Raw genomic sequence first — 26,156 nt, forward strand, 5'->3', positions numbered from 1 at the left:
ATTACTTTGTAGTTTTTGATGAAGAAACTTACCGACTTGAAAAACATTTTTTGCCAAGTCGATACTAATTAGGTTAAATTTTGACATGTATGGATTCCTTATTGGTAAAAGTAATTGTCCAATTTCTTTATACCGTACTCACTATATTTGGGGGAGGAGTCCATACATCTCCTACGGGTACATTTTGCCTAGCACCTAGCATTTAGCACCCAGAACCACCCAGAGTCTATAACTCAAATCTAAGTACCAATTCAGGCTCCATTAAAGCAACTTTTGTTCTATTTATAAGCAGTCAAGTTCGAACTATGCTTAGTCTACAAATAACCCCGAAAAATGTGTGTTTATTTGGTTGAAAATTAATCATTTAAGACTAGAGTACGATGGTGTTTGAATACATCTTATAATACAATTTGTGGTCTGAACTATAAGTGAAGTCAATCACTTAGTGCACATTATCGGGTAAGGTAGCATAGCGTGGGTACATACGACTTAAAGCGTATTGTTGAAAGTATTTCAAATCTTAAAAGTGAGAACTTTTATAATGCAATATGCTTGTCTTTATCAGAAGTGCTTGGTGCTTCTCATGTTTTTTTAGCTCAAGTCGATGAGTCAACTTTGTATGCAACAACTATAGCTTTGTGTGCGCATGACGAAATTGTAGAAAACATCAGCTACGATATCCGCTGTACGCCTTGTAATGATGTGAGCTGTGGCAGCATCTCAAGTTACAATGCAGGAGTTCAGCAGTTATTCCCGAATGATCAGCTACTTGTTGATATGGGCATTGAAGCTTATGTGGGTGTGCCTTTACAAAGTATATCGGGCAAAACCGATACCATTCTTGTCGCGCTATTTCAGCATGAAATAAATGATGCGATGCAAATTGAGTCTTTTTTCTCGTTATTTACTGGTCTTATCCAGCGTGAAATCGAAAAAGACCGTTTTATTGCTAAATTAGATTTTGCAAACCAATTGATTGAGCAAAGCCACGAAGCAATTTTTATTTGCGACCACAATGTACATATTACCTACGCGAATACCGCATTTACTAAAATGACGGGGTATTCGTTGGATGAAGTCTTAGGGCAAAATCCAAAAATTTTAAGCTCAAACAAGTATGACCCGCATTTTTATAAAGCAATGTGGCACCAAATTAATACTGAGGGAAAGTGGTCTGGTGAGATCACTAATAAAACCAAACAAGGTAAGTTGTACACGCAATTTTTATCGATAACCAAAATGCAAAATAATGGTGAAGATTGCTATGTGGCGTTTATTTTGGATATCACTGAGAAAAAAGAAGCTGAGCAGAAAATTTATTTTCATGCAAACCACGATCAACTCACCGGTTTGACCAATCGTTTTTACTTCAAAGAGTACTTATGCCAGTTGCTATCATCTTTGTCGTACCAAGACGATGCAAATACTAACTTAGCCGTTATCTACTTTGATGTTGATAAGTTTCAAGATATCAACACCGTTTACGGTTTAACCTTTGGCGATAAGGTTTTATGCGAGCTTTCAGAGCGCCTCGATGAAAGCTTTAAAGAGTCTGCTTTTTCGCGGATCGATGGTGATAGTTTTGCTATTTTACAAACTTATCAGCATGTCAGTGAACTTGAGCATGTTTGTAAACAAATTACCGCGTTACTTGTTGAGCCCGTTTCTATTGGCGGCATTAGTCAGCAGGTGTCAGTTACGCTGGGTATTAGTCAATTTGAGCAAACTAGCGCTGCTAGCTCACAAGAAAAAATCGAAAGAATTGCTCGTCGTTTAGTTCGCCAAGCTGAGCTTGCTACCTTGAATGCAAAACAAACAGGCGATGAATATCTGTTTTTCAGCAAAGAGATGGATAACAAGGTTAAAAAGCACAACTTACTGGTTGAGCAGCTTACACAAGCCGTAAAGAACAACGACATAGAAGTGTATTTTCAACCTATTATTGAAAATAATACGGTCGCTAAATTCGAAAGTTTAGTGCGATGGAACAACCAAGGGCAATGGGTATCACCTGCTGAGTTTATTCCGTTAGCAGAAGAGTCGCGGGTGATTATTCCCCTCGGTGAACTTGTATTGATTAAAACCTGCCAGCAAATAAAGGTGTTAGAAGCACAAGGTTATGAAAACTTTGTTTTTAATGTGAACCGTTCTTTATTTGAATTTACTGAGTTTAACCCTGAACGTAATGCATGGCTTGAGATTATTAAAGGGCAAGGGGTTAAACCATCACAAATTTCATTTGAATTAACTGAGAGTGTTTTAGCGCCAGAAAATACCAACCATCTCGATGTGTTAAAGCAGTTGAAGCAAGCTGGATGTTTAATTTCGCTAGATGATTTTGGTACGGGTTATTCGTCTCTTAGTTATTTACGCCGCTTCCCAGTTGATGTACTAAAACTAGATAAGTCATTTATTGATGAAGTGCATGTTGATTTAGGCGATGAAGCGCTGGTTAAATCGATTATTCAAATGAGTCGTGTTTTGGGTATTAAAGTCGTTGCTGAAGGAGTTGAAGAGCGCGAGCAATTGGCTGTGCTAACCGAAGCCGGTTGTGACTATATACAAGGCTATTACTTTTCTAAACCATTGCCAGCAAATGATGTAATTCCATTTTTAACGCAATTTTCTCGAGAGCAGTAGGTAATTACTGTATGATTTTGACATCAAACAGTTAGCAAAGCTTGTGATGTCAGAATTAACCGCAAAGCAAAACATAAAGGCGATTGTTACAGCCATTAAGGCCGAAGAGCAATCGCTTAGATCGCATTACCCTATTCTTAACCAGCAAAACGCCATTGCGATGATTATTCTGCTGGCGTCGTTGTTTTCACTAATCGGTGTTGCGACACTTTATTACTTAGCGATTATTCCCTCGTGGCTTTGCATCATTCTGGCTGCCTTTATTACCTCGGTATCGCATGAGCTTGAGCATGACCTTATCCATAAGCAGTATTTTAGTAATCACCCTTTCATACATAACTTTATGATGTTAACCGTGTGGCTTATGCGGCCCAATACGGTTAATCCTTGGTATCGCAGAAAAATCCATTTACATCACCATAAAGTATCCGGCACCTCACAAGATTTAGAAGAGCGTTTAGTGGGCAATGGCATTAAATCGCCATTTTTAAGAGCCTTGGTCATTACTGATGGTCTGCTAGGTTTATTAATCAATACCAAGCGATTTAATAAAGAAATTAGTGGTTTTAAGTTTTTAAGCGTGTTTAATGCGGGCTTTCCGATTGCAACCGCGTATTTTGCGATTCTTTATGGGGTAATTGCTTATTATGCTGTGCAGTTTGTGCAGCCGTTTACATTGCCGCCGTGGGGAGCTGAGTTACTGGCGGGAGCTGAGTTTTTAATGGTGGTACTTATTGTGCCTAATATCATTCGCTCAACGTCTCTTAACTTAGTGACATCTTCAATGCATTATTATGGCGGTGTAAATAACTTGCTTGAGCAAACGCATGTGATCACCAGCCGTTGGTTTTTACCGTTTCAGTTATTTTGTTTTGATTTCGGCCGAACCCATACAATCCATCATTTTGTGCCGAACCAGCCCTTTTACATTAGGCAATTGATTAGCAAAAAAATACGCCTTATTATGGCCCAGCATGGAGTACGTTTTAATGATTTACAAAGCTTAAAACATGCCAATCACTATCCAGTAAAAGAGCAGCCACCTCAACAAGGAGTTTAATATGAAGGTTACCGGTCGTTGTCATTGTGGTGAGGTAACTTACCACGCAGAAGTGGATGAAAATAAAGTGATTAACTGTCACTGCACTGACTGCCAAATTATCTCAGGTGCGCCTTTTCGTACGGTTGTGGTGTCTGTGCCAGGTGGGGTTACCTTTACAGGTGCTGAGCCAAAAGAATATATAAAAATTGCCGAGAGTGGTAATCAGCGTGCGCAAGGGTTTTGTGGTAACTGTGGTACGGCCTTATACGCGACTTCTGTAGGTGCAGGTGAGCGTATTTATGGCTTACGTATTGGCGCCGTAGAGCAAGCTGATGAACTTATCCCTAAAGCGCATATTTGGTATCGCTCACATAAACCTTGGCTAGATAGCCTTAGTAATATGAGTGCCTTTGAAACCGCACCTAAATAGCTGTGGTTTCATATTTATTGCTGGCCGATGGTGATATTTCGGCCACTTAAATAACCAAATAAAGCACACAACAGGCTAGATGCAATACACAGCCAAAGTGCTCCTGCCCAGTTATTAAAATAACTATGTAAGGCGCCCGCAATAATAGGGCCTGTTGCAGCCAATAAATACCCGATACATTGCGCCATACCCGATAACGCCGCAGCTTGCATTGAGTCATGAGTACGCAGGCTTACAAATGATAAGCCTAAGATAAAGCAGGCACCTGAGCAAAACCCTAAGGTGACTGACCAAAGCATAGCAAAACTAGGCGCAACTAATAATCCAACAGAACAAAGCGCGCCAAGTAATGCCAAGCTTAGGGTTAAGATGCGTTCATCTTTTAATTTGGCAAGTAGTGGAATAAGCACAATACCTGGTAGCGCTGAGGCTACTTGAAAGGCGCCTTGCAAAGCACCCGCGTGCTGCGCACTATGGCCGCCTTCTATTAAAATGCTGGGTAGCCAACCTAGCATGATATAAGTGAAAAATGAGTTAAAGCCAAGCAATAACGTAATTTGCCAAGCAAGTGCAGAGTGCCAAATTTTGCTTTGTGTATTGTTCGACACATGTGCCTGTTTTGGCATGGTATGTTGCTTAAGTTGTGGTGACCACACAACAATAGCCAGCACAACCAATAAGGCATAACTGGCAAGCGCCAATTGCCAACCAAGTTCTTTATACTCAGCCAGCGGAATGATGAGTGCTGAATAGCTGCCACCAAATATGCCCATCGCTAAAACATAACTAGACGTCATCACAGCGACTTTGTGTGGAAAGTCACGTTTTATTAAGCTTGGTAATAACACATTGCCAATCGCGATACCGACACCAATTACAGCGGTACCAATAAATAGTACGGTGGCAGAATCAATAACACGAGACACAACCCCTATGCCTATGAGTACCAGGGCAATAAACAGTGATACTTCAAGGCCGCATTTTTTAGCAAGGCTTGCAGCCATAGGTGAAGCAACAGCAAATGCAATTAAAGGTAAAGTCGTCAACATGCCGGCTTGTGATGCATTTAACTTAAATTGTTCAATGATCTGTTCAAGTACCGGTGCAATACCAGTGATAGGGGCACGTAAACTAGCTGCAATAAGAAAAATGCCCAGCACTAAAAGAAGGTTACGAATTAGATTTTGAGAAGATGACACGCTGTTTAGGAACTATAGCAATAGGTACATTTATCATACCAAAACACTAAACAGCGTGGGTGAACTATGAGATAGCTCACCAAATAATGCGGTTACTTAAAACTGATAACTTGCTGATAACATGGCGTTGCGCGGTCTACCCGGAAAGTAGCGGTCGCCACTAAATGTGGTGTAGTCAGCGCGCTCTGCATAACGCTCGTCAGTTAAATTGTTTATTCGTGCCGTCACACTAAGGTTAGCTGATAGCTGCCACGCCGCTCTTAAATTTACTAATGAGTGGCCTTGGTAACTATGCTGGTTTTCAGGATCAGTAAAGTAGCTGCTGGTGGTATGTAGCTCAAGACCAACACGCGTCATGTCGTTTGCTTGCCAAAGTAGCTGTAAGTTAGCGATGTTACGTGGTGCAGTATCAATGAGATTACCATTGATATTAACTCCGCTAAGTAATTGGTCATAACTGTATGTATGCTTGGCGTGACTCGCAGCTAACTGCATCGATAAGCTTGGCGTAATGGCATAAGCTAACTCAAGCTCAACACCACGATGCTGGGTTTGGCCATCATTGACGTAATAAAAATCACTGTCGCGGAAAATTACGTTCTTTTTATTCATTGCATAAAAGCTAACTACATAATGCAGCTGTGCTTGTTGACCTTTTAAACCAAGCTCTAGATTTTTAGCTGTTTCAGATTTTAGATCTGCGACATTTTGTTCACGCTGTAACTGATAAAGCTCTGCCGCTTGCGGTGCTCGATAACCTTCTGAAGCATTGGCGTAGATAAACTGGTTTTCAGCATATTGATAGCTTAAACCAAGCTTAGGCGAAAAGTTGGAAAAGCGATTTACACCGCTTTCTGGTCGAGAATAGCGACATCCACCCATTGCGCATTCTGTGCCATCTTCTTTTGTACGACCAGCCAACATATGGTTGTTGTAGTCATATCGCATACGCTCGTATCGGCCACCAAGGCTGATAAGTAACTCATCAAGTTGCCAATCAAGATTCACAAACGGTGCTAATAGGGTGCTAGTTACTTGATAATCATAATGTTTGCCTTGTGGCACGGTGGCGACTAAAAATGCTGAGCCTTGAGTTGGGCTATCTTGATATTGTAAAAAGTCAGCATCTGTAAGCTCACCATCAAAGCCAACAGTTAATAGGCTAGAACCCGTTAACTTATGCTGCCAGCTTGATTGTAGGCCAACACCTTGCTGAGCATTTTCTTCAAGGGGAGTACCCGGTAAAAAATGCTTAAAGAAGGTCATGTTTTGGTCGCGGATATAAGGCGTTAGGGAAAAGCTGTTAGCCTCATCTTGTGTCCAATTTAGCTTTGACCAAACACGTAAAGATCGGGCTTTACGAAATGCATCAGGATCAAAATTAGACTGAGCTATTTGCTCATCCTTATAGCTTTCAAAGCCCTCGATGTAGCCAGCCGTTTGCTGATCTAAATGGGTGTAAGTCAGGCCTGTACTTACACTTAATTTTTCGCCATCAAAACGGTGGCGTAGCGAAAGTTTTTCTTGGTCAACACTTTCGTCATCACGATAACCTGTATCTCGGGTGAGCGTGGCATTAATGCCTAAACCTTGCTGGCCAAAGTCACGCCCCGTACCAAGTTTGTAGCGAGTGTAGCCAAACGAGCCATAATCAAAACCAAGTTGGTTGTGGTCATAGGTCGTATCTGGCGTGATCACGTTGACTACACCATGCACTGCATTTGAACCATAAAGGGCAGAGCCCGGGCCTTTCAGTACTTCGATACGTTCAGCCATTTCTGTGTGGGCTTCGAATAATTCATTGATGTTGCAAAAACCAGCTGCGCGAAGTGGAATACCATCTTCAGCGGTAAGTAAGCCACCGCAGGCACCCGCACCAGAAAGTACAGGCGAACGTAGAGCGGGTAAATACTCTTGGCCGTTACCGTGTTGAAGATTAGCACCGGCCACTTGCTTAAGGGCTTGTTCAATATGGGTAGGAGCGATTAGGGCTAGTTGCTTTTGTGAAATACTGCTGACCACAACTGGCAATGGATCTGCCAACACTTCGCTGCGCGAGGCGGTTGTTGTAATATGTTCTAGCTCATTATTAGCGAAAGCTTGATGGTTAAATAATGAGGTGCTCACAAGCACTGAGAGTATCGACAACTTCATGAAAACCCTTTGGTTAGGTACAACAAAAACCAAAGGGTAACTGCTTTTTAGGATGGGTAAAAGCTTTCGCGATTAATAACTTTGTCTGTTATGCGCTACGGCGATGTACGGCAAAACCTGCCAGTACTGCAACTAACCAAAATAAGCTACTGCCACCAGTACCACTTCTGTGCGTGACATTAGCTACTTTTTCTTCTTTAACGCGGGTTTTAAATTGCGCCAATTCCGCATCGAGATTCGTGATCATGTCATCAACGGCACCATTAAAGCTTGCCAGCGATTGCTCTTTAGCGACTTCATCGATGCCAATCGCTGTGCTGCGTTGCTCTGCTTTATGTATACCTGGAGCGCGAAACAGCATTTTTCGGCTTTTTACATCAAATACGGCGGTATCTACAAAGGTTTGTACTGAGTTTTCATTGCCCGGAATCACATATAAACCAACAATCGTTAGATATAAAAAAGCGGCGTTATTTTCTAGGCTTTGCGATACTTGGTCGTAAGAAACAAGCGCCATAATATCCACATCATATAATCGTGATACTTGTTCTAATGTGGTAAACCCTTCGCCGCCTTTTAAATATGTGCTTGGGATCACTTCAATGCGGTCAATATAGTCATATTGCATAAACTGCTTTTTAACTTTGTTCAGCAGTGCCACTTCGTCGCCGTGGTGTAAGCCATCATTGTACTTGTTAGGAATAAAGGCAATCCCTACAGTGGCAGGTAAGTTCAAAGTTGGGATCGTTGCTTGATGGGCTGCTCTGTCTTGCTGGTCTGGGTAAAGGTACTCAACCAATGAACTTGATTGCGTTTTTTGATTGCCATATTGGCTCATCATGGCACTACAGCCCGTTAGTGCAGTAATGCTAATCACCAAACACCATTTTAGTAGATTCATAAATTATCCTTATTATGTAGTGAGGAAGCGTTTGTTTATGTTGCAAATATAACGACAAACGCCCCAAACAGAACTGTAACTCAGACTCGATTTTTCGTAAATAGTGCCAAAGAAGTTTAAAGAAATGTAAAGATTGGCTTTCTAATGTGTTGATATGTAAGCAGTTACGTTTTTAAATTGTAACCCTTCATCTATGATTCAGGCTAAAACGTTAGGCTTTTTATCAAGAGCAAACGTTGAGGGTCTCTATTATGAATAAATTACTTACTATCTCAGTTGCCATTTTAGGTTTGAGTTTGATGCCTATGGAAGCAAACGCGAAACATGATCGTGACCATGATAGATATGAACATAAGCACGAACGTAAAAAGCATAAAAAGCATAAAAAACACCACAAACATCACCATCATGACAGACATGATCGTTACGATAGATACGACCGTTACAGCTACCGTGATTTACCACCTGGTTTATACAAAAAAGTAGGGCATGGTGGTGGCTTACCACCAGGTTGGTATAAGCGTTATCACCATGGTGATATTCTTGACCGTGATATATATCGTCATGGGCGAGTGATTAAACGTCGCGACCGAAATGGGATTATTGCCATCGAAATCGATGACCGCCTTATTCATCTAGTACACGATACGCGAGAGATTTTATCAATTGTTACTCGCCATCGTTAATCCTGCCAAAAGCCGCTTAGCGGCTTTTTTTAGCTGTTTCATACCCAGTTCAGAAAAACTTGCTACGCTTAATTGGAACTAACAAAAGGAGCACTCGTATGAAAGCATTGTTAACAGTTGCAGTAATAGGTTTGAGCTTAGTGACGGCTGGCGCACTTGCGAAAGATAAAGACAAGGATAAGGACAAAGGTAAAAGCCTGCCACCTGGCCTAGAAAAGAAACTTGATAATGGTGGCGATTTACCACCTGGTTGGCAAAAAAAATTACGTAAAGGCGATATTCTTGACCGTGATATTTACCGCCGCGGTAAAGTGATTAAATCACGAGACAGAGATGGTCTAATTTCAATTCAAGTTGACGATACTGTCGTGCGTTTAGTGGAAGATACCCGAGAAATTATTTCTATTCTGAGCCGCTAATTTTGCTTGAATCGATCATGACTTATGGATTGAGTTCACTATTGGCCATGTTGCTAGTGGTCTCAATCTTGCCATTTTCATACTCCCAACATTACTTAATTCGCAGTTGTGACTTTGTACGCTTACAAGTGGCTTACCTTGCTTGTGCGAGTTTAATTACTGCAAGCTATTTAATCAGTCGAACGGGCTCTGTGTTTTATATTGGTTGCGCTCTGGCGAGTATCATCGTGCTGCTTTTACAAGTTGGCTGGATTTATCCTTACACAAGGCTCGCTAACAAAGAAGTTGCCTCAAGTAATAAAAGCGATAAGCACAGTATTCGTATAATGTCGGCAAATGTACTGATGTCGAACAATGAATATGACAAACTCATTGGCTTAGTTAAAACGCACCAACCTGATTTCCTCATTACGTTAGAGTCTGATCAAACTTGGCAAAATGAACTGAGCAGTTTAGAACAAGAGTACCCATATCGTGTTTACTGCCCAAAAGATAATCGTTATGGCATGCACTTGTACAGTAAGTTTAAAATCAAACAACAGCAAGTTTGTGAGCTTATAGAAAGCGATATCCCCTCAATCCATATTTTGTTTGAAGATGCCGATGGCGTAGAAGTACAAGGGCACTTTATTCACCCTGCTCCTCCGAGCCCCACAGAAGAAGACAGTTCACGACCCCGTGATACTGAGCTGATAATTTTAGCGAAAGCACTTAAAAACAGACAGCGACCTTGTATTGTTGCCGGTGATCTAAATGATGTTGCATGGTCGCGTAGTACCCGCTTGTTTATGCGTATTAGTGGTTTGTTAGACCCACGTAAAGGGAGAGGCTTTTTTAATACGTTTCATGCCAGTTATTTCTTTATGCGCTGGCCACTTGATCACCTTTTTCATAGTAATGAGTTTAGTGTTAAGCGTATTGAGCGTTTGGCTAAGTATGGCTCAGACCATTTTGCACTACTTACTGAACTTGTTTATAACCCCGATTCTGACAATCAAAAACAACAAGCGCAGATTGATAAAGAAAAAGCAGTGGATGAGTTAAAAATGCCAGCAGCGTCTAAGCAGCAAGTGCCAATGTTTGAAAAGTGATAACCTTATTCAGGGCGGACAATTAGATATAAGAAAGGGCTCTAACGAGCCCTTTTTTGTAGTTAGTCGTTGATCATAATGGTTTTGATATTAACAAATTCTCGTAGTCCAAAGCCGCCGTGTTCACGGCCATAGCCACTGTCTTTTACACCACCAAATGGTAAGTTCGGCTGCGCAAGACCATAGCCATTAATATTAACCATGCCGGTATCAAAATGGTGCTTTGCAAGCTCAATGGCTGCTTGTTCGTCTTTTGAGAAAATACCGCCACCAAGACCATAGCGAGAGTCATTAGCAATTTGCATAGCCTCATCATTATCTTTTGCTCTGATAAGCGATGCTACAGGGCCAAATAATTCATCATCATAGGCGGGCATGCCCGGTTTAATGTTTTCAAGCAGAGTCGGGGTGTAATAAAAGCCTGTGTGCTCAGCAACGTTACCGCCGGTAACAATGCTCGCACCCGCATTTACTGATTCAGTCACTTGCTGATGAAGTTTATCGCGCAGATCTTTACGGGCCATTGGACCGAGCGTGGTTTTTTCATCATTCGGATCACCAAGAACAACTTGTTCAAATTGCTCTTTAATTAAGGCTTTAAAATCATCGTATAAAGCATCAACAACAATAAAGCGTTTTGCGGCAACACAGGTTTGCCCGTTATTGATCAAGCGCCCTTGTGTACATGCGGTAATCGCCGTATTTAAGTCAGCATCATTGAGTACAACATAGGCATCGTTACTACCAAGCTCAAGTACGGTTTTCTTAACCTGTTTACCTGCAAGCTCAGCAACTTTTTTGCCTGTTTCGTCGCTACCAGTAAATGTCACGCCACGAATAGCTGAGTGCTCAATAAGTTTGCTTGCGGTTTTGCCGTCAATCAGTAGGTTTTTAAAGCAATAGTCATCAAAGCCAGCTTGAGTAAATAATTGCTCAATTTTTTCCGCCATGCCAAATACATTGCCAGCATGTTTTAGCACCGTGGTATTACCCGCCATGATATTTGCACAAGCATAGCGAATGACTTGATAAAGCGGGAAGTTCCAAGGTTGGATACCTAAAACGACACCGATTGGTTGGTAGCTAATAATTGCACGGCCGTCTTGCATATCACGGCTTTCATCAGCAAGCACTTGTGGCCCTTGCTCTGCGGTATAGCGACAAATTGCAGCGCAAAGCTCAACTTCTTGTAGGCCTTGTTGATATAACTTGCCCATTTCATCGGTCATTAATTGGGCTAACTCTTGTTGATTAGACTCAATTACTTGTGCAAGTTGATTGAGTAATTTAGCGCGCTGCTCATGGGATGTGGTGCGCCACTTTAAAAAAGCTTGATGACATTGGTCAACTTCACTCTGTGCTTGTTGCAGCGACAATAAATTATACGTATTTAAGGTTTGCTCATTGGCTGGATTGATTGTAGTAACAGTATCAGTCATCATTATCTCCTTACAAAATTGTAGGAAAAGGTTTGCAAGGCTAATACCTAATTTTTCGCTGTTCTAGCTATTTGATTTAATTGCCTTTTATTTTAATTTAATCTTAGCTGGGCACTTTTTTTCTGTAAAAACTGCAACAGGCTGCAAAACTTACAAGGAATACGTAATGACAAATTCTGTGTTAAATACCAAGCTTGCGATTATTCAAGCGCCAATGGCGGGTGTGCAAAACGCCAAACTGACAGTGGCTGTTTGTGAAGCTGGGGGGCTTGGCTCGTTACCTTGCGCTATGCTCTCGGCTGATCAACTAGTCTCAGAGCTTGATTACATTAGTCAGCATACGGACAAGCCGTATAACCTTAATTTCTTTTGTCATCAAACACCTGACTATACACTGGCTCAGCAAACTGCATGGCATAATGTACTTGAGCCTTATTTTGATGAGTTTGCTGTCGATGCCTCACAATTTACCCGTAACGCTTCACGTCAGCCTATTAATCAGCAAGTGATCGATATTATCGCCCCTTATAAGCCTGCCGTTGTGAGTTTTCACTTTGGTCTGCCAAGTAAAGAGATTGTTTCTCAGATTAAAGCCTGGGGCGGGACGGTTCTTTCATCAGCCACAACATTAGATGAAGCTCGCTGGCTACAAGCAAATGGTGCCGATGCGGTTATTGCACAAGGGATTGAAGCTGGTGGTCATCGAGGCCATTTTTTATCGATGGATTTATCGCTACAACCAACCACTGTGCAATTAGTACGAGAGTGTGTAAAGCTTGATATTCCCGTAATTGCAGCAGGTGGAATTTGCACAGCGGAAGATGTAGCTCAGTACCAAGCATTAGGTGTATCTGCTGTGCAGGTAGGGAGCGCTTACTTACTTTGCGAAGAAGCGACAACAAGTGCTTTACATCGTGAAGTATTAAAAACGGTTAAGCCAAATTCAACTGAATTGACAACCTTATTCTCTGGCCGACCGGCCCGAGGAATACGCAACAGAGTGATGCAAGAGTTAGGCGCGATGCCAGAGCAGGCGCCGCCTTTTCCGTATGCATCGATTGCGATGACGGCATTACGTGCAAAAGCAGAGGCTAAAGGCGACAGTGGTTTTTCACCGCTTTGGTGTGGTGAGCGCTTTGTGGCTCGAGAAGGTATTAACGCCCTGCAAATTACTGAATTACTAATACAAGGTTGGCAATCTTGACAGATACCCAGTTACTTCCACTAGGTGATAGTTATCATCAGCTAGCCTGTGAATTTCGTAACAAACTTGCAAGGCAATGTGCTATAAAGCGGTACGCTAAAGGTGATGTTTTATTGCAGCAAGGCGACGAACAAGATGCAGGTTACTTAATTATATCTGGGGTGCTTGGGGCGTTACATGCATCCTCGCAGGGGGCGCAAAAGTGTAAAGAGTTTTACTTTCAAGATGAATTTGCATTACTTTATGGTAACTGGTTAACTAAAACTCCAGCGCTTTATCAGCTAAAAGTAATACGTGATGCTGAGCTTATTAAGGTGCCTTTGGTTTTATTTGATAGTACCGACTGGCAAGTAATAAAACATAAACTAATTAGTCAGCAATTATTGTTTAAAGAAGCAAAAGAAGCGTTTTTATTACTCAATACTCCTGAGCAGCGTTACCAATATTTACTAGAACAAAAGCCGCATTGGCTTGAACAACTGAGTTTAAACGAGGTTGCTATGTATTTAGGGATCTCTGCGATTTCTTTATCGCGAATTAGACGGCGTCTTAACTTAAGTTAAGGCGCAGCAAAATAGTGAACATTACACTGCTGATTTTTCAGGAGTCGTTATTTTTATTTTATCTCAGTGCTTAGTTGCCATTGCCACATTACTCGATTTGGCTTCATTTCAGTTTAAACAAAGGCAGGCAATTTTAGCTTGTTTGTTTAGCTCGGTTCTACTGACATCTGTGCACTTTATGCTGCTCGATAACTTTAGTGCAGCTAGCTTAATGCTGATTGCAGCACTACGTTATGGCTATTGTATTTTTGCCCGCAAAAGCTGGGTGATGATAGCTTTTATGCTTTTGAGTATTAGCGCAGTACTATTTACTTGGCAAAGCTGGGTTAGCTTTATCGCGTTGTCGGCAACATTACTGCAAACTTATGCTTCATTCCAAGGCAAAGATTTTACCTTACGCATACTGATGATTGTTGGCACGATTGGTTGGATAGCCCATAACGCTTTGGTTTTTTCACCACTAGCAGTGGTAATGGAAACGGTATTTTTAGTAAGTAATTTAGTGGGCTTATGGCGCTTTTATGTTCACCCTAAGCCCGCTTAAATTTGATTTAAGACTTACCTAGCATGCGACTAAGCATGCCATCTTTGTCAACAAACTGGTGTTTAAGTGCTGCGGCAATGTGCAAGGCTAAAATCACCACAATGATTAGCACTGAACTGTGGTGTACAAAGCTGCCTGCATCAGCAAGCCAAGGTGTTTTCTCTGGTGCACTCAATAGCTCAAACTCAAAGAAGCTAATTGCACGACCGCCGCATAGCTCATGATAAAGCCAGAAAGCGGCATAGCTAGAGTAGCAAGTAACAATAAGCCATGAGTGAGGTGAGCAACTGCTGTTTGCCATTTAGGCATTGCAGATGTTGCAGGTAATGCACCTTCTTTAATACGCCAAATAAGGGTTGCGTAAAGTAATGTAAAGTAACTCAAAGAGTGTCAGCAATTAGTTTTAATAAAAAGGTTTCGCGCTGAATCGATAGGCCCTGTTTCTCACTCATTGCCATGGTGGTTTCGTTATGTGCAATGGCATCAAAAATATTCACCCACTTAGGGTGCATACCATTTTGCACTTCGTAGTGCTCCATTTTTGGGTCTGCAAATTTATCGCTAATTTCACAGTAGTAGCAATAGGATTTGATATGAACACAATTAAAGTCGTCTTTATACCAAGGCCTAACTTCTTCATATAATCCTAGTGGCTGCTTTATTTGAATTTGTAATGCGCCTGTTTCTTCATGTAACTCTCGTAGAAGTCCTTGTTCAATGCTTTCGCCTTCATCAACGCCACCACCTGGTAGGCTATAGTCATCATAACGGGCGGTGTATAAAAGTAGTATTTGTTCACCTTTTAAAACAATGGCGCGGGCAGTGTGACGAATAAACACCGTGCCATAGTCATTACTTAAACTTGGGTGAATTACTTTTCTTAATAACTTCATAGAATTACAACTTTAAATTAATGCGAGTACAGCTTAGCTTAATATTGAACGTGCCATAATAACCTTTTTTCCGCATTTAATTCATTATGCTTACCCCAAATTGAAACTAATAAGGTAATATAACTGGAATTAAGAACTATTTAGGTATCTAGCGCATATAGTTTTCATTTGCTTATAACTGTGCGTAGAATGATTAAAAAAGCTTAGGGAATGAATATGTTAAACGTACTTTTGGTTGATGATGACAGTGAATTTAGTGATGTAGTTTGTCACATTGTTGAGTTCCTCGGGCACAATATAAATACCGCAGCGAACCTTGCTGAAGCGGAGCAATGGTTTGAAAACAATACGTTTGACCATGTTTTTTTAGATTTCATGTTGCCTGATGGCAGCGGCCTTCATTTACTTGAACACTTAAAAGCTATCGGTCAATCGCCTCGTGTTACGTTAATTTCAGGGCACCCTTCAGTAAAAGGTAAGCTGGCTGAAATGTGTGAACCAAATGTAGGCCACCTAGTTAAGCCACTGCAACGCGAAGACATTGAGCGTGTACTTAACCCTAAAAAAGCAGCCTCTAAGAAAAAAGCAACGCCAGCAATAAAGCGCCACTTCGGCACTCTAATTGGTGAATCAGAGGTGATGCAAAAGCTTTACACTATGATTGAACGCGTCGCAGCAACTTCTGCCAATGTAATGTTAATGGGTGAAAGTGGTGCTGGTAAAGAAGTGGTTGCTCAGGCGATTCATAATGCGACTGAGTGTGATGGTCCGTTAGTGGCAACCAACTGTGGTGCATTTTCAAAAGAGCTGATTGGTAGCGAGCTTTTTGGTCATGAAAAGGGCGCATTTACAGGGGCGATTGCTCGTAAAGAGGGGATGTTTGAGCAAGCTGCTGGTGGTACTTTATTTTTAGATGAAGTGACCGAAATGCCAATTGATATGCAGCCAAATTTACTGCGCGTGCTTGAAAGCAAAAAAGTAACCCGAGTGGGTGGCACAAAAGAGCAAGTAGTTAATTGCCGTGTTATCTCTGCAACCAACCGCACCTTGACCGATCTTGCGCAAAACAATGTTATCCGTGAAGATATTTACTTTCGTTTAGCGGTATTCCCAATTGATATTCCACCGCTTCGTGAGCGAAAAGAAGATATTCCACTGCTTGCAAGCGCCTTTTTAGAGCAACTTAATGAAGAAAACGGCACTGACTTTAAATGGCAAGCGGCGCAAATCAAAGAGCTTGAAGCCCATGATTGGCCAGGGAACGTACGTGAACTTCGTCACGCTATTCACCGCGCCTTTATTATGAGTGACCCTAAAGGCACTGCTATTACCTTACCTGAATCGCTAGAGTCGCCATTTTCTAAAGTGAATAAAGAGAGCCAAGCAAACCAAGTTGTTGCAGGGCAAACCATTGAAGAAGTTGAAAAAGAATTGATCCACGCTACTTTAGATAAAGTACAAGGTAATAAGACGATTGCAGCACAAATGCTGGGGATCAGTACTAAAACACTTTATAACCGTTTAAATGCTTATGGAGGCATTGGCGAATACAAATAACAAAGGATAGCTATGAATAATAACGAGTCTTTACGAAAAATGGTGCACGATGCCCGCGCGCCACTGAACCGTATTTCGATGAATGCAGAGTTAGTTAAGCTCGTATTAGAAAATGATATGCCTAAGCAAAAAGCACTTGAGGCATTGAATAAAATTATCGCTAATTGTCAGCAGTGCAGTGAGCACTTACAGGAAATAAGCGACACTCACGCAGCTGATTAAGCACTTAAAAACTGGGAAGCAAATGCAAAAACAAAAAGGAAAAATAGCAGTCAGTTGGGCTGGCTTTATTGCCGTGGTGCTTTGTATCGTGGTGGCTAATGCGTTTTTAGCCCTTAATAGCATTCGCTCACTCACAGAAACACAAAGTAGTCTTGATAACACCAACTCGCTTAACACAGCGATTGAGCGTTTGCATTTATCTGTGGTGCAAGCTGAGTCAGGTCAGCGTGGTTATCTACTTACTGACCGAGAAGATTATTTACTGCCTTACAATGATGCAATCGCTTCAATGCAGGCGCAGATCATGCTTGTGAAAAGTCTGCATTCTGAAATTGAAGGTCAAGCAGACCGCATTGCTCGTTTAATATATTTAGTAAACGACAAAGTGGCGGTAATGACTAAAACCACCGATCTGGCCCTTGCAAATAAAGACGTTAAAGCTCGCCGCTTGTTATTAACGGACCAAGGCCGTGATTTATACAAAGATATTCGCGCAGCAGTTGATGAAATTCAAATGCGTGAACTGAACTTTAAAATAGAGCAGTTTGCGAAGCTTTCTGAGATTAGAAATGAAGCTAAACTAACATTTGCGATTACGGCTGTGACCAGTACCTTATTGATAATAGGTATGTTTGTATTAACTCGTATTAACTTACGCAACCAAACTAAATATAGAGCTGAACTTGAAAGCCAAAATGAGAATCTAGCGGCAAAAGTCGCAGAGCGCACCCAAGAGCTAACCATATATTCAGACGAGTTAAGCCGTTCTAACAGAGAGCTTGAAGACTTTGCTTTTGTTGCAAGTCATGATTTACAAGAGCCACTGCGTAAGATTCAAGCTTTTAGTGACCGCCTCGACAAGATGTTTAAAGATGAGCTTGGTGAAAAAGGCGTTGATTACATTAATCGAATGAAAAATGCTGCTCAGCGTATGTCTAATTTAATCAACGACTTGCTAGAGTTCTCACGTGTAACCACCCGTGGTAAAGATTTTATTGATACTGATTTAAATGAAGTTGTTGCAGAAGTTCTTGATGATCTTGAAATTGCGATAAAAGAATCTGAGACCACGGTTAATCTCGACACTTTACCGCATATTCAAGCAGATCCAAGCCAAATGCTGCAATTGTTCTTAAATATTCTTTCTAATGCTGTGAAGTTTAGGCGTGAGGATGTTGCGCCTGTGATTGATATTACATACCAGCGAACGTCAGAATTCAGCGAAACTCACAACACTGATGTTGAGTGGGAAATTATTACTATTTCAGATAACGGCATCGGTTTTTCTGAAGAGTATCTCGAAAAAATATTTGTTCCGTTCCAGCGGTTACATGGTCGTTCACAATATAAAGGCACAGGCATAGGATTATCGGTTTGTCGCCGTATTGTTGAGCGTCATGGCGGAGAAATAACTGCAAGTAGTCGCGTTGGTGAGGGTGCAAGCTTCACTCTTAAATTACCCGTGGAAACATCGCTTTTCACACTACAAGGAGAGGCGTAATGCCACTTAATAAAGTTAAACCAATTACCATTTTAATGGCTGATGACGACGAAGATGATCGTTTATTAACCCAAGATGCATTGGCCGAAAGCCGTGTGTTGAACGAGCTGTTTTTTGTTGAAGACGGTGTAGAGTTGCTTGAATACCTTGAGCGTAAAGGCAAATTTAGTGAAAAAGAAAACTCGCCTCGTCCGGGCTTGATTTTACTCGATTTAAATATGCCGCGTATGGATGGCCGAGAAGCTTTACAAGCCATCAAAGCCAACCCTAACTTGAAGGGCATACCGGTTGTGATTTTAACCACATCAAAACAAGAAGAAGATATGGTTAAAGGCTACGACTTGGGCGCTGCATCATACATCACTAAACCAGTTACTTTTGAAGGTTTAGTTGAGTTAATGCAAACACTAGGGAAATACTGGGTAGAGTTTGTAGAGCTGCCAACATCACAAAACGATTAAGTCCAATTCGCATAAATACTTAATTAAGCAAATTGGAATAAGGAATAAGAATGTTAGACAAGGTAACCCGATTACTCTTAGTAGAAGACGACGAAGACGATTATATTCTTACTTGCGACTACCTAGACCAATTAGGTTCCCATACATTCGATGTTGAGTGGTTAAGTTGTCCTGAGCAGGCCATTAGTGAGCTTAGCGAAAACAAACATGATATTTGTTTGTTAGATTACCGCTTAGGCGCATCAGATGGCCTCGAAGTACTAAAACGGGCTGTGGCAAATGGCTTTCGCGGCCCTATTATCATGCTAACCGGGCAATCAGATGAAGCCCTCGATTCTGCGGCGCTCGATGCCGGAGCTGTTGATTATCTCGTTAAAAATGAAATGAGCACCGGGCGTTTTGCTCGTGCTATACGTTACGCGTTAGCCCGCCGAGATGTTGAAGATGAGCGTGTTGAGCGTTTAAAAGCAGAAGCTGAAAACCGCTCTAAAGACCGCTTTCTGGCCCATTTAAGCCATGAGCTACGCACTCCTCTGTCTTCTATCTTGGGTTACACAGAGTTACTCATGCAAAGCGGTAAGAACCAGCATGCTCAAAATGAGTTGGGTGTGATTTACCGAAATGGCAAACACTTACTGAGTTTACTCAATGATGTGCTTGACCTATCAAAGATTGCTGCCGATAAACTGGAGCTCAATTGCAGTGATGTTAACTTAGATAGCCTAATGGCTGACGTTTATACCTTAATGCGCGTTTCTGCGCTTGATAAAGGCTTATCGCTTAAGTTTGAGTCCCAGCAAGCTCTGCCTTTAGTTATAAACACAGACGCTACTCGGTTACGCCAAATCTTAATTAACATCATCAACAATGCAATCAAGTTTACCAACCAAGGCGAGATCACAGTGCGAGCTTGGACTGCTTGGGTCAATGAACGAGAAATGCTGTTTTTTAGTATTAAAGACACTGGCCTTGGAATCCCAGCCGAAAAACAAGCATTGATCTTTAAGCCATTTGAACAAATTGCCGATGTAGAATCACGAGATGTCGGTGGAGCGGGGCTTGGCCTTGCTATTTGTTCAGAGTTACTTAGTCGAATGCAAGGCTCTATTGAGCTTGAATCAACGCAAGGTGTGGGTTCTGAATTTACCCTTTCTATCTACCCGGGTAACATTCGTGATGTTGAGCGCCAAGTGCTACGCTTTGATTCAAACCCAGATTGCCAGCAAAAATTAGCCACCCTCGAAACCAGTGGTCGGGTATTAGTGGTCGACGACTTAAAAGATTTACGCACCCTTGTTGGTCACATGATCACTATGACCGGGGCAGAAGTGGAGTACGCAGAACACGGTAAACAAGCAATTGAAAAAGTAGCCAGTGCCGAGCAAGCCGGTAAACCTTTTGATATTGTATTTATTGATTTGCATATGCCGGTTATGGGCGGCAAAGAGGCTACCATTGAGCTGCGTAAAATGGGCTATCAAGGGCCAATTATCGCGCTTACTGCCGCCACCATGAAAGGGGTGAGAACTGAGTTAAGCGCGCTTGGTTTTAACGATATGATTGCAAAACCGGTTGATTCTGGGCTGCTTTACCAAGTGCTCAATCATTACATTTGCGAAGGCAATACTGCACCTGTGGTTGAGCAAGACGACAGTCCTGAAGTGACATTACAAAGCACACGCTATTTATTGGTTGAGGACGACAGTGATGCGGCGCAAATCACTCAGTTATTGCTTGAAAGCTTAGGTGTTGAAACTGTTATAGCGCCAAGTTGTGCTGCATGTCTTGCGACCCTGAGTGACGATCAAAACTTTGCTAAAGTGTTACTCGATATGCATTTGCCTGATGGCGAAGGGCTTGATTTAGCCCATGAGATAAAACAGCGCCACCCTGACTTAAATCTAGTCATTGTTAGTGGCGCAGAGCCAGAGCCAGAAAAAATTGAACAACTTGAGATTGAACAAGTGTTATTAAAGCCGATTAACCTTGGCTTGTTATCTGAGCTGATTGGCGGCTAATTGAATGCCTTATTATAAGCTCTGGTTCAAATAGCGTTTGTAGTGGTGGGGTTTGTTTTTGATAAACATGATTTAACACCCAATCTGCTGCCATGCGACCCATCTCATCTATTGGGTAATTAACGGTACTCAATTGTGGGTAAACGTGACGGGTGAAAAATACGTTATCGTAACCCATAATCGACAATTGCTTAGGTAAAGTTAACCCTAAATCCCGCGCGCTAGCCATGGCGCCTACAGCCATTTCATCATTGGCACAGATGAGCGCTGTGAATGGATGCGTTTGTTGATGAAGTGCTTTTAAACCTTCGTAACCACTCGCTTCCATGAAGTCACCTTGGAATAATAGGTTTTCATCAAACTCAAGATTAAACTCAGCAAGGGCCTGTTTATGTCCTTCTAGACGGTCTTTGGCATCTTGTTTCCAAAGCGGCCCGCTGATGTAGGCAATATTTTTATGACCTTGCTCTAACACATGCTTCGCCGCTAAATAGCCACCTTTAATGTTGTTAAGCAAAATACAGCGGTCACTGAGTTCGCTGATATAGCGGTTGATCAAAACAAATGGCGTACGGCCTTTACTGAGTTTTATAAGGTAGTCGTCGCTGACTGCTTCAACATGCAAAATAAGGCCATCGCAGTTACGGCTAATTAAAAATTCAATCCCTTGTTTTTCGCGTTCTTCATCACTGTGACCCGCAGCAATAATCAGATGTTTGCCTTGATTACGAAAGGTATTTTCAATGCCGCTCATCATAGGCCCATAAAACGGACCTTGTAATTCAGAGACCAGTAGGCCAACACTGTTCGAGCAATTTGATGCTAATGACTGAGCAATTGAGTTAGGTCTATAGCCAAGCTCATCCATTGCGGCAGTGACCTTTTTACGAGTTGCATCACTGACATTTGCATTGTTGTTCATTACTCGTGAAACGGTTGCAAGAGAAACACCTGCAAGTTTCGACACCTCGTAAATGGTGGCCATATTATTCCTTTTTATACAAAATTATGGATGCTGCTTTAACGATAAATCGGCACTGATCTGCTCAACTGTTTGGTTATCCAGAATATACCTTTTCATGATAAATGCGACAAGCATACTACCTATTGCTGGATAAAGGGTAAATGAAATTAAGATACCCGAAAGCGTGTGTTCACTGAGTTCGGTATTGGTTTCATAGCCATAAAATGCCAGTAACCAACCTGCAATGGCACCGCCAAGGGCAAGACCAAGCTTAATAAAAAAGACCACGCTTGCGTAGACTAGGCCTGTTAGCCTTTCACCGGTTTTCCATTGCCCGTAATCTATGGTGTCGGCCATTTTTGCCCACAGTAGCGGGGTTGCCATTTGCGTGAAGAAACACCATAAAAAATACACCGCAAAGGCAAGTATCAGCTGTTCGCCTGGCAACCAAAATGCCACGCAACTAATAGCTGCAGAGATATATTGCAAACGAATATAGGCGGTTTTCTTATCAACACGTTTGCTGAGTGGGTTTGCACAGGCACAGCCCAAAATATTACCTATCATGCCGATGGTAACAAAGTAGGTGACTAGCTCTGCTTCACCAAGTACATATTTTACATAGTAAATGGCAAGGGTAGTGCGTAGTACCATACTGGTTAACAACATAAATGCGGCAAAGCACAACACTTTAAATGGACCATTTTGCCATAGTGTGTTCATGCGGGTTTTCCAGCTCAACGATGAGCTGTTATGAGCTGTAACACGCTCTTTGGTAAAGCGAAAACAAATCAAAAATAAGATCACACCAAAGCCACTCATTAAAGCCATAGTGAGTTGGTAGCCGGTAGCGTTATCACCTTTCCCTAGCCAGTTTACCAAAGGCAAAGTACAGGCACTGACAATTAAGCCGCCCAGCATACCAAACACAAATCGATAAGATTGAATTGATACTCGCTCTTTCGGGTCGCCACTTAATACCCCACCTAACGCTGAGTAAGGAATATTAATCGCGGTATAAACCAGCATTAGCAAAGTATAAGTGACAAAGGCATAAATCACTTTGCCTGACTCTGGTAGGTCTGGTGTGGTGAAGGTGATCATGCTAATCACCCCAAATGGTATAGCAAGCCAAAGTAAATAGGGGCGATAGCTTCCCCATTTTGTGCGGGTTGAATCAGTTAAAGCTCCCATTAATGGGTCGGTAATTGCATCAACGATTCTCACCACCAAAAACAAGGTGCCAACAATAGCGGGTGAAATACCAAAGATATCAGTATAGAAAAAAGTTAAAAATAACATCACCGTTTGAAAGATGATATTACTTGCTGTATCGCCTAATCCGTAGGCTATTTTTTCTCTTTTTGTCAGCATGTGTGTTCTCGATTGTTGTTATTTTTATCGCTGTTTGAGTAGCGCGCGATATTGTTTTGCGCTTTCTTTTAAAATGCGTTGTTGGCTTTGATAATCAATATAAACTAACCCAAAGCGCTTTTCGTAGCCATACGCCCATTCAAAGTTGTCCATTAAGCTCCATGCAAAGTAGCCTTGAATATCAACGCCTTGGCGAATTGCATCACACACTGCATTTAAATGAGTATGATAATAATCTACCCGCTCGATGTCGTTCACTTCACCGTTTTCTAGTGTGTCGGCCATGGCTGCGCCATTTTCGGTAATATACATTTTTGGCAAATCATACTGCTGATGAAGTGATACCAAAAGTTCAGTTAAACCTTGTGGGTAAACTTCCCAGCCCATATCGGTAACACGAACATCTGTAAGGTTTGCTTCTTCAAACCAGTTATCAGCGGTATTTCTGTAGTGTATGCGGGTATAGTAGTTAACGCCAATAAAGTCGACAGCTTGGCTAATAATCGCCATATCGCCAGCAATAATAGTTGGCTTAACTGCATCAGCTAAATCATCCAGTAAAGATGGGTAAGCACCTTCTAAAACCGCTTTGATATACCATTGATTATGGTATTGATCAGCAAGCTCAGCGGCTTTTTTATCATCGGCGGTTAAAGGGTAGGTCGGGCTGAAGTTTAATACGATACCCGCTTCTGTATCCGGGCAGTTTTTACGTAATACTTGCATTGCAAGACCGTGGGCAAGCAGTAAGTGGTGCGCAGCTTGTCGGCCAGCTTGTTGCGATTTAATGCCAGGTGCATGTGCACCCACTTCATAACCTAAGTAGGCACTACAAAATGGCTCGTTCAAGGTGGCGAATGAATCAACTAAGTGACCAAGGTGTTGAGTAACAAGTTCGGCATAGTCTTTAAATTTATAGGCTGTCTCGCGATTTAACCAACCGCCATTATCTTCAAGGTATTGGGGTAAATCCCAGTGATATAAGGTGACGTAGGTCTTAATATTACGTGCTTTTAACGCCGATAATAGCTGAACATAAAACGCCATACCTTGCTCGTTAACCGAGCCATCTTGTTGCATGACTCTCGGCCACGAAATAGATAAGCGGTAAGCATCGACAGCCAAATCTGCAATCATCTCGATATCTTGCTGCCAGCGTGCAACATGATCACAAGCTACATCGCCATGGCTGTTATCTGCAATGGTGCCAGGCTTTTCGCAAAATGTATCCCAAATACAATCGAGGCGCTTATCGCGTGCCCCTTCAATCTGAAATGAGGCTGTTGCCACCCCAAAAGTGAATTCGGGCTTGAGCAAAGCCGAATCTGGTAACAGTGAGATTGATTTATACACAGTTAATACTCGTCCTTTGGGTTAGTGTAAGGCTTGAATATTTAGAGCTTTGACTCAGCTGTAAGCGCTTACATTTTTTCTGCAAATAAATTGCTAAATATGATTTATATGTTATAAATGTAAGCGCTTACATTTAATGTTGCAACATTTTTCGCTATTTGTTGTTAGTGATTAAGTACCAGAGTTTGCTGTAACAAACTGATAAATATAATTAACTAGAGAAGAAAATTATGGCTCATGTATCAACTCCTGTTTCGGCTGCAGCAGGCCAAGCAGATATGCCAAAGCAGCATTTTGCGCTGGCATCATTGACCACATTATTTTTTATGTGGGGATTCATCACTTGTCTTAATGACATATTAATCCCTTACTTAAAAGGCATGTTTTCACTTAACTATACGCAGGCTATGCTCATACAGTTTTGCTTCTTTGGTGCGTATTTTGTGATGTCGATTCCGGCAGGCAAGTTGGTCAGTCGTATTGGTTACCAGTTTGGTATTGTGGTTGGCTTAGTGGTTGCAGCCATTGGTTGTGCGCTGTTTTACCCAGCTGCGGTTGCTCATGTGTATGAGTTATTCTTACTGGCCTTGTTTGTACTGGCCTCGGGCATCACTATTTTACAAGTATCTGCCAACCCTTATGTAAGTGTTCTTGGTCCACAAAAAACAGCGTCTTCGCGTTTGACTATGACACAAGCGTTTAATTCTTTAGGAACAACAGTCGCGCCAATTTTTGGTGGTTGGTTAATTCTATCTGAAATTAGCCAAGCAACGGCAGAAGAAGTAAAACTCCCTTATTTAATGTTATCGTTAAGCTTATTGGTACTTGCGGTTATCTTTGCATTTTTAAAACTGCCAAAACTAGGTAAAGAAAGTGATAGCGAAGCGGCACATCAAGACTTAGAAGACTTTGTTGATTTAGGCAGTGTTTGGCGTTACCGCCACCTTATTTTAGGTGCTGTAGGTATCTTTGTGTATGTAGGCGCAGAGGTAGCGATTGGCAGCTTCTTAGTAGGCTTTTTGACCCTAGATAACATTGCTGGTTTACCTGAAAATGAAGCAGCGCATTATATTAGCTACTATTTTGCAGGTGCTATGGTTGGCCGTTTCATTGGTGCTGCTGTAATGCAAAAGTTTAATGCCGGTAAGGTACTGGCGTGCCACGGCTTATTAGCAGTACTGCTGGTTGTTATTGCCATGACAGGTGAGGGAAGCCTTGCTATGTGGGCAATTTTACTTGTGGGGTTATGTAACTCTATTATGTTCCCAACCATTTTCAGCCTTGCTCTACATGGCCTTGGTAAGTATACATCAAAAGGCTCAGGCATTTTATGTTTAGCGATTGTAGGTGGTGCGATTATTCCATTACTACAAGGTGTGTTAGCAGATTCTATTGGCGTGCAAATGGCGTTGTTTTTACCTATCGCATGTTATTTATACATTACTTACTTTGCGCTGGTTGGCTCAAAAGTATCGACTCAGACTCAGCAATCTTCATAGGT

Annotated in this window: 24 protein-coding genes; 15 read left to right on the forward strand and 9 right to left on the reverse strand. The window is 41.8% G+C overall.

Annotated elements, in window-relative coordinates; translation table 11 throughout:
• The first annotated feature begins 474 nt into the window (after positions 1–474).
• Genes NFU46_RS18060 through NFU46_RS18070 form a run of 3 tightly spaced genes read left to right on the forward strand, consistent with a single transcriptional unit; the run spans position 475 to position 4,112 of the window.
• The gene (locus tag NFU46_RS18060; RefSeq protein WP_251603803.1) at positions 475–2,640 is read left to right on the forward strand and encodes a bifunctional diguanylate cyclase/phosphodiesterase; all 2,166 of its coding nucleotides are present in this window, start codon (positions 475–477) and stop codon (positions 2,638–2,640) included.
• A gap of 46 nt (positions 2,641–2,686) precedes the next feature.
• Positions 2,687–3,700, forward strand: coding sequence for a fatty acid desaturase (locus tag NFU46_RS18065; RefSeq protein WP_062566115.1), 1,014 nt, complete (start codon positions 2,687–2,689; stop codon positions 3,698–3,700).
• Position 3,701: 1 nt separating this feature from the next.
• A complete protein-coding gene (locus tag NFU46_RS18070) occupies positions 3,702–4,112 on the forward strand; it encodes a GFA family protein (protein WP_251603806.1) in 411 nt (136 codons plus the stop codon).
• A 14-nt stretch (positions 4,113–4,126) separates the two neighbouring features.
• Here NFU46_RS18070 and NFU46_RS18075 read toward each other — a convergent pair whose 3' ends face one another.
• The 3 genes from NFU46_RS18075 to rhlP all read right to left on the reverse strand — a co-directional run bounded on the left by NFU46_RS18075 (position 4,127) and on the right by rhlP (position 8,366).
• Entirely contained in the window at positions 4,127–5,311 is a 1,185-nt protein-coding gene (locus tag NFU46_RS18075; RefSeq protein WP_251603811.1) for an MFS transporter, read from the reverse strand.
• A 96-nt stretch (positions 5,312–5,407) separates the two neighbouring features.
• Complete coding sequence (locus tag NFU46_RS18080) at positions 5,408–7,465, reverse strand: TonB-dependent receptor (RefSeq protein ID WP_251603814.1); 2,058 nt, start codon at positions 7,463–7,465, stop codon at positions 5,408–5,410.
• A gap of 88 nt (positions 7,466–7,553) precedes the next feature.
• Positions 7,554–8,366, reverse strand: coding sequence for a rhombotarget lipoprotein (rhlP, locus tag NFU46_RS18085; protein WP_251603817.1), 813 nt, complete (start codon positions 8,364–8,366; stop codon positions 7,554–7,556).
• 251 nt (positions 8,367–8,617) lie between these two features.
• On the opposite strand from rhlP, the gene NFU46_RS18090 reads away from it, so the two are divergent.
• From NFU46_RS18090 to NFU46_RS18100, 3 genes are all read left to right on the forward strand, one after another.
• Positions 8,618–9,052 carry a hypothetical protein gene (locus NFU46_RS18090; protein WP_175080235.1) on the forward strand — a complete coding sequence of 145 codons (435 nt, stop codon included), beginning with the start codon at positions 8,618–8,620 and terminating at the stop codon, positions 9,050–9,052.
• 98 nt (positions 9,053–9,150) lie between these two features.
• Complete coding sequence (locus NFU46_RS18095) at positions 9,151–9,471, forward strand: hypothetical protein (protein ID WP_062566111.1); 321 nt, start codon at positions 9,151–9,153, stop codon at positions 9,469–9,471.
• A gap of 17 nt (positions 9,472–9,488) precedes the next feature.
• Positions 9,489–10,562: an endonuclease/exonuclease/phosphatase family protein gene (locus NFU46_RS18100; RefSeq protein ID WP_175080289.1), complete on the forward strand. Its 1,074-nt coding sequence runs from the start codon at positions 9,489–9,491 to the stop codon at positions 10,560–10,562.
• A 62-nt stretch (positions 10,563–10,624) separates the two neighbouring features.
• Here NFU46_RS18100 and NFU46_RS18105 read toward each other — a convergent pair whose 3' ends face one another.
• The gene (locus tag NFU46_RS18105) at positions 10,625–12,001 is read right to left on the reverse strand and encodes an NAD-dependent succinate-semialdehyde dehydrogenase (protein ID WP_251603820.1); all 1,377 of its coding nucleotides are present in this window, start codon (positions 11,999–12,001) and stop codon (positions 10,625–10,627) included.
• 166 nt (positions 12,002–12,167) lie between these two features.
• Between NFU46_RS18105 and NFU46_RS18110 the strand changes: the two genes are divergently transcribed.
• The 3 genes from NFU46_RS18110 to NFU46_RS18120 are packed head-to-tail and all read left to right on the forward strand — an operon-like array spanning position 12,168 to position 14,312.
• The gene (locus tag NFU46_RS18110; RefSeq protein WP_251603822.1) at positions 12,168–13,205 is read left to right on the forward strand and encodes a nitronate monooxygenase family protein; all 1,038 of its coding nucleotides are present in this window, start codon (positions 12,168–12,170) and stop codon (positions 13,203–13,205) included.
• Positions 13,202–13,768 (forward strand): Crp/Fnr family transcriptional regulator, encoded by a 567-nt coding sequence (locus tag NFU46_RS18115; protein WP_251603825.1) that lies wholly within the window; start codon positions 13,202–13,204, stop codon positions 13,766–13,768. Before NFU46_RS18110 ends, NFU46_RS18115 begins: the two co-directional genes overlap by 4 nt.
• Before the next feature lie 55 nt (positions 13,769–13,823).
• The gene (locus tag NFU46_RS18120) at positions 13,824–14,312 is read left to right on the forward strand and encodes a YgjV family protein (RefSeq protein WP_285835552.1); all 489 of its coding nucleotides are present in this window, start codon (positions 13,824–13,826) and stop codon (positions 14,310–14,312) included.
• Positions 14,313–14,319: 7 nt separating this feature from the next.
• Here NFU46_RS18120 and NFU46_RS18125 read toward each other — a convergent pair whose 3' ends face one another.
• Together NFU46_RS18125 and NFU46_RS18130 are read right to left on the reverse strand one after the other, a co-directional pair.
• Entirely contained in the window at positions 14,320–14,613 is a 294-nt protein-coding gene (locus NFU46_RS18125) for a cytochrome b (RefSeq protein ID WP_251603831.1), read from the reverse strand.
• A 79-nt stretch (positions 14,614–14,692) separates the two neighbouring features.
• Complete coding sequence (locus tag NFU46_RS18130; RefSeq protein WP_251603834.1) at positions 14,693–15,205, reverse strand: NUDIX hydrolase; 513 nt, start codon at positions 15,203–15,205, stop codon at positions 14,693–14,695.
• A gap of 216 nt (positions 15,206–15,421) precedes the next feature.
• Between NFU46_RS18130 and NFU46_RS18135 the strand changes: the two genes are divergently transcribed.
• The 5 genes from NFU46_RS18135 to NFU46_RS18155 are packed head-to-tail and all read left to right on the forward strand — an operon-like array spanning position 15,422 to position 20,964.
• Positions 15,422–16,762, forward strand: coding sequence for a sigma-54 dependent transcriptional regulator (locus NFU46_RS18135; protein ID WP_251603837.1), 1,341 nt, complete (start codon positions 15,422–15,424; stop codon positions 16,760–16,762).
• Between the two features lie 12 nt (positions 16,763–16,774).
• Positions 16,775–16,984 (forward strand): histidine kinase, encoded by a 210-nt coding sequence (locus tag NFU46_RS18140; RefSeq protein ID WP_054562695.1) that lies wholly within the window; start codon positions 16,775–16,777, stop codon positions 16,982–16,984.
• A gap of 22 nt (positions 16,985–17,006) precedes the next feature.
• Positions 17,007–18,485, forward strand: coding sequence for an ATP-binding protein (locus NFU46_RS18145; protein ID WP_251603840.1), 1,479 nt, complete (start codon positions 17,007–17,009; stop codon positions 18,483–18,485).
• The gene (locus tag NFU46_RS18150; RefSeq protein WP_062566100.1) at positions 18,485–18,946 is read left to right on the forward strand and encodes a response regulator; all 462 of its coding nucleotides are present in this window, start codon (positions 18,485–18,487) and stop codon (positions 18,944–18,946) included. Before NFU46_RS18145 ends, NFU46_RS18150 begins: the two co-directional genes overlap by 1 nt.
• A gap of 50 nt (positions 18,947–18,996) precedes the next feature.
• Positions 18,997–20,964: a response regulator gene (locus NFU46_RS18155; RefSeq protein WP_251603843.1), complete on the forward strand. Its 1,968-nt coding sequence runs from the start codon at positions 18,997–18,999 to the stop codon at positions 20,962–20,964.
• Here the strand turns inward: NFU46_RS18155 and NFU46_RS18160 are convergent.
• Genes NFU46_RS18160 through NFU46_RS18170 form a run of 3 tightly spaced genes read right to left on the reverse strand, consistent with a single transcriptional unit; the run spans position 20,927 to position 24,655 of the window.
• Entirely contained in the window at positions 20,927–21,949 is a 1,023-nt protein-coding gene (locus NFU46_RS18160; protein ID WP_251603846.1) for a LacI family DNA-binding transcriptional regulator, read from the reverse strand. The genes NFU46_RS18155 and NFU46_RS18160 overlap by 38 nt on opposite strands.
• A 21-nt stretch (positions 21,950–21,970) precedes the next feature.
• Positions 21,971–23,302 carry a glycoside-pentoside-hexuronide (GPH):cation symporter gene (locus NFU46_RS18165; RefSeq protein WP_251603848.1) on the reverse strand — a complete coding sequence of 444 codons (1,332 nt, stop codon included), beginning with the start codon at positions 23,300–23,302 and terminating at the stop codon, positions 21,971–21,973.
• Positions 23,303–23,326: 24 nt separating this feature from the next.
• Positions 23,327–24,655 (reverse strand): GH1 family beta-glucosidase, encoded by a 1,329-nt coding sequence (locus tag NFU46_RS18170; protein ID WP_251603850.1) that lies wholly within the window; start codon positions 24,653–24,655, stop codon positions 23,327–23,329.
• A 230-nt stretch (positions 24,656–24,885) separates the two neighbouring features.
• Here NFU46_RS18170 and NFU46_RS18175 point away from each other — a divergent pair, with 230 nt between their 5' ends.
• Positions 24,886–26,154, forward strand: coding sequence for a sugar MFS transporter (locus NFU46_RS18175; RefSeq protein ID WP_175080252.1), 1,269 nt, complete (start codon positions 24,886–24,888; stop codon positions 26,152–26,154).
• Positions 26,155–26,156: the final 2 nt, after the last annotated feature.

Source organism: Pseudoalteromonas sp. NCCP-2140 (assembly GCF_023708065.1).
Taxonomy (GTDB): domain Bacteria; phylum Pseudomonadota; class Gammaproteobacteria; order Enterobacterales; family Alteromonadaceae; genus Pseudoalteromonas.

Bases quoted from the DNA above. Each gene is read 5' to 3' on its own strand.
- NFU46_RS18065 (WP_062566115.1), top strand. From the start codon at position 2,687: ATGTCAGAATTAACCGCAAAGCAAAACATAAAGGCGATTGTTACAGCC.
- NFU46_RS18070 (WP_251603806.1), top strand. From the start codon at position 3,702: ATGAAGGTTACCGGTCGTTGTCATTGTGGTGAGGTAACTTACCACGCA.
- NFU46_RS18080 (WP_251603814.1), bottom strand. From the start codon at position 7,465: ATGAAGTTGTCGATACTCTCAGTGCTTGTGAGCACCTCATTATTTAAC.
- rhlP (WP_251603817.1), bottom strand. From the start codon at position 8,366: ATGAATCTACTAAAATGGTGTTTGGTGATTAGCATTACTGCACTAACG.
- NFU46_RS18090 (WP_175080235.1), top strand. From the start codon at position 8,618: ATGAATAAATTACTTACTATCTCAGTTGCCATTTTAGGTTTGAGTTTG.
- NFU46_RS18095 (WP_062566111.1), top strand. From the start codon at position 9,151: ATGAAAGCATTGTTAACAGTTGCAGTAATAGGTTTGAGCTTAGTGACG.
- NFU46_RS18100 (WP_175080289.1), top strand. From the start codon at position 9,489: ATGACTTATGGATTGAGTTCACTATTGGCCATGTTGCTAGTGGTCTCA.
- NFU46_RS18105 (WP_251603820.1), bottom strand. From the start codon at position 12,001: ATGACTGATACTGTTACTACAATCAATCCAGCCAATGAGCAAACCTTA.
- NFU46_RS18110 (WP_251603822.1), top strand. From the start codon at position 12,168: ATGACAAATTCTGTGTTAAATACCAAGCTTGCGATTATTCAAGCGCCA.
- NFU46_RS18125 (WP_251603831.1), bottom strand. From the start codon at position 14,613: ATGGCAAACAGCAGTTGCTCACCTCACTCATGGCTTATTGTTACTTGC.
- NFU46_RS18130 (WP_251603834.1), bottom strand. From the start codon at position 15,205: ATGAAGTTATTAAGAAAAGTAATTCACCCAAGTTTAAGTAATGACTAT.
- NFU46_RS18135 (WP_251603837.1), top strand. From the start codon at position 15,422: ATGTTAAACGTACTTTTGGTTGATGATGACAGTGAATTTAGTGATGTA.
- NFU46_RS18140 (WP_054562695.1), top strand. From the start codon at position 16,775: ATGAATAATAACGAGTCTTTACGAAAAATGGTGCACGATGCCCGCGCG.
- NFU46_RS18145 (WP_251603840.1), top strand. From the start codon at position 17,007: ATGCAAAAACAAAAAGGAAAAATAGCAGTCAGTTGGGCTGGCTTTATT.
- NFU46_RS18150 (WP_062566100.1), top strand. From the start codon at position 18,485: ATGCCACTTAATAAAGTTAAACCAATTACCATTTTAATGGCTGATGAC.
- NFU46_RS18155 (WP_251603843.1), top strand. From the start codon at position 18,997: ATGTTAGACAAGGTAACCCGATTACTCTTAGTAGAAGACGACGAAGAC.
- NFU46_RS18160 (WP_251603846.1), bottom strand. From the start codon at position 21,949: ATGGCCACCATTTACGAGGTGTCGAAACTTGCAGGTGTTTCTCTTGCA.
- NFU46_RS18165 (WP_251603848.1), bottom strand. From the start codon at position 23,302: ATGCTGACAAAAAGAGAAAAAATAGCCTACGGATTAGGCGATACAGCA.
- NFU46_RS18175 (WP_175080252.1), top strand. From the start codon at position 24,886: ATGGCTCATGTATCAACTCCTGTTTCGGCTGCAGCAGGCCAAGCAGAT.